This window comes from Falsirhodobacter sp. 1013, assembly GCF_051195255.1.
Lineage (GTDB): Bacteria > Pseudomonadota > Alphaproteobacteria > Rhodobacterales > Rhodobacteraceae > Falsirhodobacter.
On the sequence record NZ_JBNJLK010000006.1, the window covers coordinates 17,829 to 30,273 of the forward strand.

Here is a 12,445-nt window from a genome sequence, read left to right on the forward strand (position 1 = left end):
TCACAAAATCGGACGAGGGAGAGACGGGATGATCGGCAGGCGGAACTTCACCATGGGACTGGGCGCGTTGGGGCTTTCGGCCTGCACAAGCTCCTTCACGGGCGGCACATCCCCGGCCCCGGCTGCCTTGCCCGACGATCTGCGGCCGGTGCGCGACGCGGGCTATGACGCCTGGCTGGCGGCCTTCCGTGGCCGCGCCACCGCGCGCGGGATCACGCCCGCCACCGTGGACCGCGCCTTCCGCTCTGCAGGCTTCCTGCCCGGCGCCATCACGCGTGACCGCAACCAGCCCGAATCCTCCCGCACGCTGGAGGATTACCTGTCCATCGCCGTGTCGGACGAACGGGTGGCCAAGGGCCGCGCCGCCTATGCCCGCAACCGCGCCATCCTGTCCACGCTGGAACAGCGCTATGGCGTCGACGGCACGATCGTCACCGCCGTCTGGGGGCTGGAAAGCTTCTACGGCGAACGCCGGGGGGAGGTGTCGGTGATCGCCGCCACCTCCACCCTCGCCTATGAAGGGCGCCGCGCGGCCTTCTTCGAACAACAGCTGATGGCCGCGCTGCGCATCCTGCAGAACGGCGACATCACACCCGAAGGCATGACGGGAAGCTGGGCCGGCGCCATGGGCCACACGCAGTTCATCCCCACCTCCTACGAGGCTTATGCCGTGGACTTCAACGGCGACGGGCGGCGCGACATCTGGTCGGACGATCCGACGGACGCGCTCGCCTCCACCGCGTCCTACCTCGCGCGCAGCGGCTGGACCCGCGGCACCCGCTGGGGGCAGGAGGTGACGGGCGGCGCATCCGGCGGCACCATCCTCCAGCCGCAGGCGGGCGGGCCGCGCTTTGCGGTGACGGGCAACTTCCGGGCGATCAAGCGCTACAACAACTCCGACCTTTACGCGATCGGGGTGGGGCATCTGGCGGACCGCATCGGCGGTGCGGGCCCGTTGCGGGGCAGCTTCCCGCCCGACGCCAACGGGTTGACCAAAAACGACCGCATCGCGCTGCAACAACGGCTGACGGCCCAAGGCTTCGACACGGGCGGGGCGGATGGGGTGCTGGGCAACAAGTCCCGCGCCGCCATCAGCGCCTATCAGACGCGCATGGGGCAGCCCGTCACCGGGCAACCCTCGCTCGCGCTGCTGCGCAGCCTCGGTTAATCCGGCTTCTGCCCCAGATCGCGGGCCAGCACACCCAGCGTGCTGGCCTGCACCTCCTCGCGCGTGCGCGGCAGGGCGTGGGGCATTTCGCGCTGGATGAAATCGACCAGCTTTTCCCGCATCTCGCACCGCACGTCGAAGGTGCGGGACGCGTTCCGCGCGGATACCAGCACCCGCACCTCCATCACCCGTTCGCGGAAGTCCGTCACCGCAAGGTTGTAGACCTTGCCGTCCCACAAGGGGGAGGCGCGGGCGATCCGCTCCCCTTCGACGCGAATCCGGTCGATGGGGGCGCTGTGGTCCAGATAGATCATCACCACGCCGATCAGCTCGGCATTCTCGCGCGTCCAGTTCTGGAACGGCTTTTCAATGAAATAGCTCAGCGGGATGATCAGCCGCCGCCAGTCCCACACCCGGATCACGACATAGGTGGAGGTGATCTCCTCCACGTTGCCCCATTCGCCTTCCACGATCACGGCGTCGTCGATGCGGATGGGCTGGGTGATCGCCAGTTGGATGCCCGCGAACAGGTTCTTCAGCAAGGGCTGCAAGGCCAGACCTGCCACGATGCCCGCCGCCCCGGCCGACGCCAGAAGCGACACCCCGTATTGCCGCACTGCGTCAAAGGTCATCAGCACGGCCGCCACCGCGATCACGATGATCAGGATCTTGCTGACCTTCACCAAGATGCGGCTTTGCGTGATGTGCTTGCGCGCCATCAGGTTGTCTTCGGCGTCCAGCTTGAACCGCCGCATGTGGATCGTGGTCCAGATGTACAAGGCGGTGTAGGACATCCACGCGATGCAGATGATCGTGCCTACCGTCAGCAACCGCCACAGGACCTGCGCCTCCCCCGTTGTCAGGGGGGACAGGGCGGTGCCGAAGGCCAGCGCGATGATGATCATCACCAGCCGGATCGGGGCCGCCCCCCGTTCCACGAGCGATCGCCAGAACAGGTCCCGGCCCGCCACCATCCGCGTCAGGATGCGGAACAGAATGCGGTAGCACAGCGTGGCCAGAAGAATGGCCAGCGCCAGGATGATAAGCGTGACCAGCCAGTCCGGCAGCCACTGCGTCGCCTCAAGGGCGAAATCTTGTGCGTCATCAAAGGTCATGACGCCAAGCATAGGGTGGAGGAGGCCGAGGTCACGCCAGGCGCGCTGACGAAACCGCGACCGCCTCCATTAAAATTTCAGCGCCGTCCCGCTGCGCGATCCAAGCGCACGTTTGACTTCCGCCGCCAATGGTTCGTGCACCGTCCGCCCCGCGGGACCCGGTTCGTGCCCCACCAGACCGTTCGGGCACAAGCGGCTGTCGTCCCAGCCCAGATGGTTCGCCACCGGGTAAAGGCATATGCCTTCCACCTGCACGCCACGGCCCCGCGCCCTTTGCACCTCTTCCGAGACGTAGCGGAGCCAGGAGGCACGACGCTCCCCCTCCGTCCCCGTTTCGGCGATCATGACCGGGCGGTCGTACCGAGCGGCCACCTCGAACAGCAGGTCCGACAGGGGGGCATACAGCGGATGGTCCATGTCGATGGGCGGCCCGCCATGGATCCACTGGTTGTTGAAGTAGTAGTTCACCCCCGCGATGTCGAGGAAGGACGGATCCCCCCCGATCTGCGGCCAGATCCGGCCCGAGATCAGGTCCATCGCCTGGAACTGCGCGTCGTGCCAGCCATGCGCTTCCCACCGGGGACGGCCGGTATGTTCGGCTTGATGGATACCGATCAGCGGCTCGGCATGGACGAAACGCGCGCGCGGGTCGATGGCGCGCAGTTCTTGCATCGCCATGATGGAGGCGCGGGCCATCTGGACCTTCAGCTCATACCCCCGTCCCGCGGCGAAGGGGTTCAGATACTGTGCATCCCCCCCGGCCCAGGAAAAGAAGCTGATCTCGTTCACCGGGCACCAGAAGGGCACGGCGTCCGTCACTTCGCGGTGGTGCCGCCCCACGGCCCCGGCCAGGGCGGCGAACCGGTCCACGAAGGCGGGCGACCAGATGTCCAGATCGTCGGGCCAGCCGTAATGCATCAGGTCCCAGATAACCTGGGTGCCCGTGTCCCGCGCCGCTTCGAACATCGGGGTGACCGAGGAAAAGTCAAAGCGTCCCGGCGCCTCTTCGATCCGGTGCCAGCGCACAGCGTCGCGATGCGCGCGGATGCCCAGACCGGCCAGCTGGCGATAATCGCTCGCGGCGTTCCGGTCATGGCCGGTCGATTCCAGCACGTCCAGCCGCGTTCCGTTCCGCAGCCGATGGGTGGAACTTTCCCACCCGCCCAGAACGAAGCTCTGGAACACCTCCGCCTTCGGTGCGGGCGCGCGTTCCGCCAGAACCTCGGCGAACAGGCGTTCCCACTGGGGCACCACCACCTCGGCCGCGTAGGTGGATCGGACATGGGCCTGAAGGCGCTTGCCCAGACGGACGCGCAGGGCGGGATCATCCACCAGACGGCGCAGCATCGCGGCCAGCGCGGCGGGGTCCTCGTGCGGCACGAACAGGCCGGTCTCTCCGTCGCGGATCTGCTGAAGCGCGCCGTTGTCGGGTGTGGCCAGAACCGGCAAACCCGCCGCCCCCGCCTCGGCGATGACATGCGGCATGCCTTCGCCCCGCGACAGCCAGCAGAACACGTCCATCGCCGCCAAAAGGTCCGGCACGTCCGCCCGATCGCCGGTGAAGGTCAGGCGCCCTTCCAAGCCCAGATCGCGCGCCAGATGATGCAGTTCATGGGTGTATTCCGGCATGAATGCGTCCGGCCCGCCCACGACCACGAAGTGCGCCTTGGAATGCGTGCAGGCCACGTCGGCGGCGGCGCGGATGAAATCCTCCACCCGCTTCTTGCGGTCCAGACGGCCGACCCAGCCGATCAGCACCTCGCCCTCCGCCACGCCCAGCCGGGCGCGCATTGGGCCCCGTGCGGCCGGATCGAACTCCGCCAGATCCACCATCGACGGGATTTCCAGCGCGTGCTGCGGCCGGTCCGGCATGCGCGACGCCGCCGCCTCGCGGATCGTGTCGCACACGCCGACATAGCGGGTGGTGTGGTGCTTCGGTCCCGACAGCGCCTCGCGCACCAGCCCCCCATGCTCGATCAGCGGGGGGTGCAGGGCCAGCCGGTCCATCGCCGGATAGATGTCCGCCACGTCCTGCGACGACAGCACGATGTCGGCCCGGGCGATTCGGCGGCGCAGATAATCCACCGTCTCCTCGAACCCGAGGGCGTAGGCGGTCGTGTCGACCTCCACCCCAAGGGCGCGCAGCTGCTCGTGGCTTTGTTCGGGCATGCCCTCCTTGCGGAAGCAGGGCAGCACCGTGATCTTGTAGCGGTCGCGGTCCAGAAGGCGCGCCAGATGCCGCACCTCCGTCTCCTCTCCTCCCACGACCAGCCATGCAAAGACCCACAGAATGCGGATCTTGCCCGCGTCCGGATGCGGGTCGGGGAAGTTGCCCCGCGACAGGATCTCTACCGCGCGGCGTTCCTCGCGTTCGCGATCGGTCCCGTCCATCACGAATGCTCCAGCACGATCTGAAGGAATTCGGGCCGGTCGCGGACAAGATGGCGCAGGAAGTCCGGCGCGTCGTCATAAGGCACCACATGGGTGATCATGTGCTGGCGGATCGCCTCGCCATCGATGGCCAGCAGCGCCAGCGTTTCCTGCGCCAACCGGCGCTGGTCCCAGGCCGCCGCCACCGGGCGCGGCATGCGGTTGATCTGCGCGCAGCGGATGGACAGCCCATTGTGGTGGAACTCCTCCCCCAGACGCGCGTCGTTCAGGCCGCCCTGATAGAAGGCCAGATCGATGATGGTGCCCTGCGGCTGCAAGGCCCGCAGCGCCAGATGCAGGCTGCCAGAATGGGCGCGAGTCTGGAACACGATCTCGGCCCCGCGGCCGGATTTCGACCTCCAGCGGGCCTTGGCGTGGCGCCACGCCTCATCCTCGCCCATCGCTTGGAATCCCATGCGGCGGGCCAGATCCTGACGCCAGCCCGAGGGATCGACGACCACAACCTCGGACGCGCCCGCCCGGCGGGCGAACAGCGCGCAGAACAGGCCCACCGTGCCGCCGCCCCAGACCAGCACCGGCCGCCCCGCGACCCCTGCCCCCAGATGCGGCACATGCGCGCCGAATTGCTCGGCATCTGCGTGCAGGATGCCATTGGCCGCGATCGGCCCCATCTGCGCCACAAAGACGCCCAGCATCGGGTCGATCCCTTCGGGCATCGGCAGCAGCAGGTCGTGATCGGGATTGGCCGTGTGGCCGGTCTTGTGCCCGAAGGTCGTGGCCAGCACGTCGCCGTTGGCGAAACCGCCGGCCCGCGCGTCGATCACCCGCGCCACTTCCATGTAACCCAGGAAGTTGACCGGATAATGCGCCGACGCTTCCCCTTCCACGAACACGCCGCGGCCTTCGTCCCAGCGGCTGTGCAGGTAGGGGTTCGTGCCCTTCATGAAGGTCAGCTCGGTCCCCGCGCTGATCCCCGAAAACATCAGGTCCAACCGCAGCTGCCCGTCGCCCGCGGGCCCTTCGTCATAGCCGAAGAAATAGGGTTCGTTCGGACGCTCGATCCCAAGGCTGCGGATGTGGCGGTGCTGATGCGGCAGGGCGGGCATCCTACGAAGCGGTTTCACGAAAAAACGGCTGCGGGTTGGACCGCAGCACCTCCATCTTCACGACCGCGCCCGACGCCGCGGATTGCGAGATGGCCAGCGCCACGCGGTGCGTTTCCAGCGCCTCGGAATAAGGGCAGCGGATGCGGTTCTCCTTGCCCTGCACGGCGTCGATGAAGTCGCGGTCCTCACGCCAGACGGGGTCGCCCTCGGCGTGGCGGACGGGGCGGCCGCGGCCCACATCGACCATGATGTCGTGATCCGTGATCTCCATCGCCAGCGCGTCGGCATAGACATGCAGGCCCACGCGGTGGTTCCAGCGCAGAAGGCAGGTCGCCGACAGGTTGGCGATGGCCCCGCCGGCAAAACGCAGGCTGGCCGTGGTGGCCGTGGGCACCGTCAGCCCGTCGAAGTCCGGCCGGTCGCGGCGGGCGGCAAGGCCGAACGCCTCTGTCACGTCACCGGCGAGGAAACGGGCAAGGTCGATCACATGCGTCGCCTGTTCCACGACCTGCCCGCCCGACCCGTCCTCGCGCCACCACCACTGGGGCGGCGGGGTCTGGTCCAGCCAGAAGCCGGTCATCAGGTGCGCGGGGTTCTGCGCCAGTTGCGCCCGCGCCTCGTCCACCGTGTCCAGATAGCGCCAGTGATACCCCACGGCGGTGATCAGGCCCGCCTCCTCCACCTCGGCGGCGATTTCCTCGGCCAGCTTCAGGTCCAGCGACAGCGGCTTTTCCACGAAGAAGGGCAGCCCGCGGGCGATGCAGGCGCGCTCCACGTCCCCATGGGCGAAGGGCGGCACGCAGATGAACACGGCGTCCAGCTCCACCGTGTCCAGCATGGCCGCGTGGTCGGCAAAGACCGCCGCACCGAAGCGCCGGCCGGCCTCCTCGGCCCGGCCCGTGTCCGGATCGGCGATGGCTGCAATGCGCACATCCGCCATATGCTCCAGCACGCCGAAGTGGCGATGGGCGATGCCCCCCGCGCCGATAAAGCCGAGCCGTGTCGTCATGGGGGTCGTCCTTTGTCTTGTCTGCAACAGGGTGGTGAAGAACGTGTCGGTGTCCGCCGCCATGCGATCGGCGGTGTAATCTTGCGCGAAACGCACCTTTTGCGCGGAGGCCACGGTCGCCCGCAGGTCGGGCCGGTCCAGCGCGTCGGCCAGCGCCGCCGCCAGCGCACGCGCATCGCCTGCCGGGACCAACCAGGGGTGATCGTCGCCAAGCGCTTCGGTCACGCCGCCGATGCGGGTCGCAACCACCGGACATCCGGCCGCCATCGCTTCCAGCACCACCAGCGGCAGGCCCTCGAACGCCGAGGGCAGGACCAAAAGATCCGCCCCCGCCATCAGGGCCGGCACATCATCGGACGGCCCAAGGAATGCGGCCCGGACCCCATAACGCGCAACACGGCGGCGGACAGCAGCCTCCTCCGGCCCCGATCCCACAAGGATAAGGCGCGCCTCCGGATGCGTCCGCTGCAAGCGCGCCAGCGCGTGGATCAGGACGGAATGGTTTTTTTGCGGGGTGAACCGCGCCACGCACAGGATCGTCGGGACGTCCGGCACGGTGCGGGGGGACGGCGCGCTCAGGATGCCGTTCGGGATCGCGCGGCAGGGCAGGTCCGGACGCATCGCCGCCAGCACGGGCCGCCACGTCTCGGCCGAGGCGCGGCTGACCGTGACAACCGCATCCACTTGCGACAGCGCCGCCTTGTAGTCCGCGATCTGATCAGCATCGGTCAGCAGCCAAGGCAGATGTTCCGTCCGCACCACGACCGCCCCGCCAGCCTGGGCGGTGCCACAAAGGTCATGGCTTTCCCAGCCGATGCCGGCATGGACGTTGATCAGCGTGGCACCCTTGAACGCGATGCCCCAGGCCCCTTCCGCCACGACGGCGGCCACCAGCCCGCGCGATCGCGCCTCCGCCACAAGGGCGCGACCGGCCGCGTGGTCCGGAAACAGCAGCCGCGCCCAAGGCAGGCCCCCCGCCAGCGTCAGCATCACCCTCCCGACGCCCGAAGGCTCCGCGCTGTCGGTCGCAAGAACGACGTCCGTGGCGGTGGTCACCCCCGCGCTCCGGACGGCAGAGGCACAAGATGTGCGCCGTCCAGAAGCCCCTTCATATGGGCGAACGTGCAGTCCCAGCTGGTGTCCGCCAGCATCCGGTCCACCTCGTCCAGCCACGGGCCGGGCTTGGTGGCCAGGGCCGCCTCGCAGGCCGCGAGGAAGCCGGGCGTGTCCCCCGCGATCCGAACCGCCTGCACGTCGCCGTAATGCCGGATCACGTCCCGCACGGGGGTGGACACGACCTGACGGCCCCCGGCCAGATATTCCGGCGTCTTGGTCGGGCTGATGAAGCGCGTCGCGTCGTTGATCGCGAACGGCATCAGCGCCACGTCCCAGCCCGCCAGATAGGCCGGAAGATCGGCATAGTTCTTCTGGCCCAGCCAGTGGATGTTCGCCGCATGCGGCAGGTCCGATGGCGCCAGTTTCGCCACCGGACCCACCATCACGATGTGCCAGTCGGGGCGCGCGGCGGCCATGTCGCGGATCAGGTCCAGATCCAGACGTTCGTCGATGACGCCGTAATACCCCAGACGCGGATGCGGGATGCCGACCTGATCGGTTGGATCGGGGCGCGCCTCGCGGGCCGCAGCGAAATGCATCGCCTCCACCGCCGAGGGGAAAGGATGGATGTTGTTGTGCTGATGCCGCTTGGCCTCGTACAGGCTGTAACCGCCGGTGAAGACCACATCCGCCGCGGCCAGCAGCGCCGCCTCGTTCCGCTGAAGATCGGGCGGGGCGAAGCGGAAGTTCGACAATTCGTCCATGCAGTCATAGACCACCGCCGCCGGGCGCAGATGGCGTGCGATCGGCCACATCTGCGGGGTGTAGAACCACAGCACCGGCTGATGCGCCCCCGTGATCGCCAGAAGCTGGTCCAGCAAGCCGGACAGTGCCCGCGCCGCATCCTCGGGCGACAGCCGGGCCGGCACGCGGGGGCGGATCGCCTGAACGCTCGTCCCCTCGAAGGCGTGGAATTCCAGATAAGGCAGATGGTGGTCGGTCGGGATCATCTCCTCCCAGAACCAGACGGGGCGTTCCTGCGCGAAACGCGACATCAGGTGCTGGGGCCGCTGCAACACGAAATCCCAGCGAAGATGGGAAAAACAGATAAGCGGGGCGGGCTTTGCAAGAACCGGATCCAGGGGCAACACAGTCATACGAACACCTCGTTCTTGCGCTGACGCGCGTGATCCAGCAAAGACGCCAGTCGATCAACCGAATGGGGCCATGTCCAGTTCCGTTGAACCACCGGCCGCGGATCATATGAGGCGGCAGTTTCGATCAGCCGGTCAAGCGCTTTGGCAAAATCCACCTCGGACGCCAAAAGGCCCGTGTCCGGGCGGATGTATTGCCGCCCGCAGACCAGCCCCGCATTGGCCAGAACCGGAAGCCCCGCCAGCATGTATTCCGTCAGGATCGCGGGCGCGCCATCGTCCACGCCGCACACCACCCCCACTCTGGCGCGGTTGATCAGCGTGTTCACCTCGCGGTGGTTCACCGGCCCCACCCAGTCCACCTGCAACCCGCGGCGGTCCGCCTCGGCGCGCAGCTCCTCCGTCATGTGGCCGTAGCCCACCACGCACAGCGCCCGCCGCCCCGGCAGTTGCGACAGCGCGTCCAGCAGCAGGTCGTGCCGCTTGTAGGGCTGGGTCGCCGCAACATAAACCACATCGTATTCCTTCGGCGCGCCGGTCGGGAAGAACGTCTCGTCCGAGGCGAATTCGGGCCCGATCGGCAGCACCGCGCACAAGGCGTCCGGATGACGGGCGCGGATCTCGTCCGACTGCCATTCCGCGCCGGCCAGGAACAGATCGACATGGCGGCTCACCTCCGCCGGCAGACGCAGCGCTGGCGCGTCTATGGAGTTGTAGACGATCACGCTGTCCGCACAGGCGCGCACCAGCGCCTCGTCCACGCCCAGACCCCAGACGCACAGGATCTTCGGCGCGCCATGAACCTCGATATGGGCCAGCGCGTCCGCGGATCCGTAGGGGGCGGCATGCCCGTCCGCCCGCAGCGTGCGATAGATCAGCCCTTCCGGCCCCGGAACGCCCAACGGATCATGATGCGCGTCATCCCCAGCAAAGCGCCAAACCTCGGCCCGGTCCACAAGGCCCGCAGCCACGCAGGCCAGCGGCAACCGCTCCAGATACCCGCCCACAACAGACGGCCGCGGGCCGGGCGGGGGCATCGGGCTCGTTTGCCAGAAGGCGCGGGCCATGTCCCGTGTCAGGACGCTCTCATGCGGAGGGGTCGGATCGCAAAAATCCGAAACAGCGATAACGCGCGTGGTCATTCCGTCTCATAAACATTGCAGCATACATAACGGCGGCCGCAACGGGACACGCAACGCATTTGGACTATAACTTCCTTGAAACGTGCCTGGTTCCACGGAAATCGTGGAACTTGCCCGATTTCCCGATGTTCAACGAGGTCAGCAAGAATACAATGAAATGTGAGCAGGAATGAGCCCAGAGTCGAAACGGATCCTGATTGTGGGTGCAGGCCTGTCAGGTGCGGTGGTCGGCCGCATGCTGGCCGAGGCGGGCCATGCGGTAAAGATTGTGGACCGCCGCCCCCACGTGGCCGGCAACTGCCACACCGAACGCGATGCCGACACGGGCGTGATGGTGCATGTCTATGGCCCGCACATCTTCCACACGGATGATGCCGAGGTCTGGGATTACGTCAACGGGTTCGAAACGTTCCGCCCCTATCGCAACCGGGTCAAGACCACCTCTGGCGGGGCCGTCTATTCCCTGCCCGTGAACCTGCACACGATCAACCAGTTCTATGGCCGGACCTTCCGCCCGGCCGAGGCGCGGGCCTTTCTGGAAGAACAGGCCGACACCACCATAACCGACCCCCGGACGTTCGAGGATCAGGCCCTGCGCTTTGTGGGCCGCGACCTGTACGAGGCCTTCTTCAAGGGCTACACCCAGAAGCAATGGGGCTGTTCTCCGCGCGATCTTCCGGCCAGCATCCTGAAACGCCTGCCGGTGCGCTTCAACTACGACGACAACTACTTCTTCCACCGCTTCCAGGGCATGCCCGAAAACGGCTACACCGTGATGGTGGAGCGTATTCTGGACCACCCGAACATCCAGGTGCATCTGAACACGGACTTCGACCGCAGGGACATGGCCGGCCACGACCACGTCTTCTATTCCGGTCCCATCGACGGCTGGTTCGGCTTCGACCTCGGCCGGCTGGGCTACCGCACGCTGGACTTCGAACGGTTCACCCATGACGGGGACTGGCAGGGCTGCGCCGTAATGAACTACGGCGACGTGGGCGTGCCGTTCACCCGGATCACGGAACACAAGTACTTCGCCCCGTGGGAGGAGCATGAAGGCTCCGTCCTTTACCGCGAATTCAGCCGCGCCTGCGAACCGGGCGACATTCCTTACTACCCGATCCGGCAGATGAACGAAAAGGCGCTGCTGGGCCAGTATCTGGAACGGGCGCAGGGGGAACGCCACGTGACCTTCCTCGGCCGTCTGGGCACCTACCGCTATCTGGACATGGACGTCACCATCCGCGAGGCGTTGGATTGCGGCCGCCGCTATCTGGCCGATCCCGACAGCATGCCCGCCTTCACGGTCGACCCGCTTTGACAGTGCAAAACGCCGGCAGCCCAAAGGCGCCGGCGCAAGCACAAATGGATCGGGCGACCCGAAGGCCGCCCTTTTTCCGTCAGTGGCGCACGTCCGTGCGGGCGACAACATGCGTCACCGGGGTGACGACGCCGCTGCGACCACCCAGCCAGGCGGCGATGGCGCCGGCCAGCAGGGCCACGAAGGCGGCCAGGGCGCCGATGGTCAGGGCCTTGGTGGCCGTGTCCGCAGCCTCGATAGCCGTTTGACGGGCTTTCTCGACGGTGTCGCGGTACTGCTGTTCCATCTGGGCGACCTGCTGCTGGGCTTCGGGCAGCGGGATGTTGCGCGCATCGGCCAGGGCCTGTGCGGCTTCCTCGCGGGCGGTTGCGGCGCCAGCCTCATCGGCCGTTGCAAGGGCGCGCATGGCGTCCACGGCGTTCTGACGCAGCGCTTCCGGATCCGTGCCGGTGGAACGGATCTGACGATCCAGCGCGTCCAGCGGGTTGGCATTTTCCAGCGCCGGGCCGGCCGCCTGGGACACGGTCTGCGTCAGGCCACCAAGGGCGCTGGACAGGCCGCTGAACGTCCCGCCCACGATCGAACCGACCGAGGAGGACAGCAGGTACAGCATGAACAGCGTGGTGACGGCAAACACGGTCAGACCATGCAGGCCACCGATCTGCGCGGTCGCGCGGCCCGACAGGCGCGCGGCAACGAAACCGCCGACAAAGGCGGCGATGATGCCCGAAACGGCATACCATGCGGCGGAGGCCACCGAGAAGGTGCTGGTGGCGGGGTTGTCACCCGTGCCGGGGTCCAGCGTGGCCATGCCGATTCCCAGGCCCAGCAGGCTCAGCAGCACGTGCACCACCAGCGCGACCGCGACACCCGCGAAGATCGCGCCCCACGAGATGTTCTTCCGCCGATACAGTGCGTCTTCTGTCACAGTGTCCACGGTGTTGGTGGTACCAGGTGATGTCGTATATGTCATGTTTTGCTCC

Annotated in this window: 9 protein-coding genes; 2 read left to right on the forward strand and 7 right to left on the reverse strand. The window is 67.3% G+C overall.

The features are described 5' to 3' along the window. The first annotated feature begins 28 nt into the window (after nucleotides 1-28). On the forward strand, nucleotides 29-1,168 hold the full coding sequence (locus tag ACSHZY_RS10490) for a lytic murein transglycosylase (RefSeq protein ID WP_435168861.1): 1,140 nt from the start codon (nucleotides 29-31) through the stop codon (nucleotides 1,166-1,168). Here the strand turns inward: ACSHZY_RS10490 and ACSHZY_RS10495 are convergent. The 6 genes from ACSHZY_RS10495 to ACSHZY_RS10520 all read right to left on the reverse strand — a co-directional run bounded on the left by ACSHZY_RS10495 (nucleotide 1,165) and on the right by ACSHZY_RS10520 (nucleotide 10,141). Next, entirely contained in the window at nucleotides 1,165-2,283 is a 1,119-nt protein-coding gene (locus ACSHZY_RS10495) for a mechanosensitive ion channel family protein (RefSeq protein WP_435168863.1), read from the reverse strand. The two genes, ACSHZY_RS10490 and ACSHZY_RS10495, sit on opposite strands and share 4 nt — an antisense overlap. Nucleotides 2,284-2,352: 69 nt before the next feature. Further along, on the reverse strand, nucleotides 2,353-4,674 hold the full coding sequence (locus ACSHZY_RS10500) for a glycosyltransferase (protein ID WP_435168865.1): 2,322 nt from the start codon (nucleotides 4,672-4,674) through the stop codon (nucleotides 2,353-2,355). After that, nucleotides 4,674-5,780: a zinc-dependent alcohol dehydrogenase gene (locus tag ACSHZY_RS10505; protein ID WP_435168867.1), complete on the reverse strand. Its 1,107-nt coding sequence runs from the start codon at nucleotides 5,778-5,780 to the stop codon at nucleotides 4,674-4,676. The genes ACSHZY_RS10500 and ACSHZY_RS10505 overlap by 1 nt, the downstream gene beginning before the upstream one ends. A gap of 1 nt (nucleotide 5,781) precedes the next feature. After that, entirely contained in the window at nucleotides 5,782-7,845 is a 2,064-nt protein-coding gene (locus ACSHZY_RS10510; protein ID WP_435168869.1) for a glycosyltransferase, read from the reverse strand. After that, nucleotides 7,842-9,002, reverse strand: a complete 1,161-nt coding sequence (locus tag ACSHZY_RS10515; RefSeq protein ID WP_435168871.1) for a glycosyltransferase family 1 protein — start codon at nucleotides 9,000-9,002, stop codon at nucleotides 7,842-7,844. The genes ACSHZY_RS10510 and ACSHZY_RS10515 overlap by 4 nt, the downstream gene beginning before the upstream one ends. Beyond that, nucleotides 8,999-10,141: a glycosyltransferase family 4 protein gene (locus tag ACSHZY_RS10520; RefSeq protein ID WP_435168873.1), complete on the reverse strand. Its 1,143-nt coding sequence runs from the start codon at nucleotides 10,139-10,141 to the stop codon at nucleotides 8,999-9,001. Before ACSHZY_RS10520 ends, ACSHZY_RS10515 begins: the two co-directional genes overlap by 4 nt. Before the next feature lie 169 nt (nucleotides 10,142-10,310). Here ACSHZY_RS10520 and glf point away from each other — a divergent pair, with 169 nt between their 5' ends. Continuing rightward, nucleotides 10,311-11,462 carry a UDP-galactopyranose mutase gene (gene glf / locus ACSHZY_RS10525; protein ID WP_435168875.1) on the forward strand — a complete coding sequence of 384 codons (1,152 nt, stop codon included), beginning with the start codon at nucleotides 10,311-10,313 and terminating at the stop codon, nucleotides 11,460-11,462. A 79-nt stretch (nucleotides 11,463-11,541) separates the two neighbouring features. Here the strand turns inward: glf and ACSHZY_RS10530 are convergent, their stop codons facing one another. After that, nucleotides 11,542-12,435: a PhnA-like protein gene (locus ACSHZY_RS10530; protein WP_435168877.1), complete on the reverse strand. Its 894-nt coding sequence runs from the start codon at nucleotides 12,433-12,435 to the stop codon at nucleotides 11,542-11,544. Nucleotides 12,436-12,445: the final 10 nt, after the last annotated feature.

Coding starts and splice junctions, on each gene's coding strand:
- ACSHZY_RS10490 (WP_435168861.1), top strand. CDS start 29: ATGATCGGCAGGCGGAACTTCACCATGGGACTGGGCGCGTTGGGGCTT.
- ACSHZY_RS10495 (WP_435168863.1), bottom strand. CDS start 2,283: ATGACCTTTGATGACGCACAAGATTTCGCCCTTGAGGCGACGCAGTGG.
- ACSHZY_RS10500 (WP_435168865.1), bottom strand. CDS start 4,674: ATGGACGGGACCGATCGCGAACGCGAGGAACGCCGCGCGGTAGAGATC.
- ACSHZY_RS10505 (WP_435168867.1), bottom strand. CDS start 5,780: ATGCCCGCCCTGCCGCATCAGCACCGCCACATCCGCAGCCTTGGGATC.
- ACSHZY_RS10515 (WP_435168871.1), bottom strand. CDS start 9,002: ATGACTGTGTTGCCCCTGGATCCGGTTCTTGCAAAGCCCGCCCCGCTT.
- ACSHZY_RS10520 (WP_435168873.1), bottom strand. CDS start 10,141: ATGACCACGCGCGTTATCGCTGTTTCGGATTTTTGCGATCCGACCCCT.
- glf (WP_435168875.1), top strand. CDS start 10,311: ATGAGCCCAGAGTCGAAACGGATCCTGATTGTGGGTGCAGGCCTGTCA.
- ACSHZY_RS10530 (WP_435168877.1), bottom strand. CDS start 12,435: ATGACATATACGACATCACCTGGTACCACCAACACCGTGGACACTGTG.